The sequence below is a fragment of the Microbispora sp. KK1-11 genome (assembly GCF_006874435.1).
GTDB classification, from domain to species: Bacteria; Actinomycetota; Actinomycetes; order Streptosporangiales; family Streptosporangiaceae; genus Microbispora; species Microbispora catharanthi.
In genome coordinates, this window is sequence record NZ_VIRJ01000156.1 from 1 (window position 1) to 401 (window position 401).

The window sequence follows — 401 nt, forward strand, 5'->3', positions numbered from 1 at the left end:
GTCCAGCGCTGGTTGGCCTGGCCGTTGCAGGTCCAGATGATGGCCTTGGTGCCGTTGGCGGTGCCCGCGTTGTAGGCGTCCAGGCACTTGTTCGAGCCGACGGCGGTGATGGTGCCGTCGGAGTTGAACCGCCACTGCTGGTTGTTCTGGCCGTTGCAGTCCCAGATGACCACGTTGGTGCCGTCCGCGGTGCCGCGGTTGTAGACGTCCAGGCACTTGTTGCCGTAGACCCGCAGCTCACCCGAGGCGGTCGGCGTCCACTGCTGGTTGGACTGGCCGTTGCAGTCCCAGAGCTGCGCCTGGGCGCCGTTGGCCTGGGAGACGCCGGCGACGTCCAGGCACCGGCCCGACCCCACACCCTTGATCGCGCTTCCTCCGGTGGGAGTGGGCGTGGGGGACGG

General features: G+C 68.6%; 1 protein-coding gene. It reads right to left on the reverse strand.

Annotated features, from left to right (window positions below; translation table 11 throughout):
- A partial coding sequence (locus FLW16_RS43180; protein ID WP_142566740.1) for a lectin occupies positions 1-401 on the reverse strand: 401 nt, incomplete at both ends.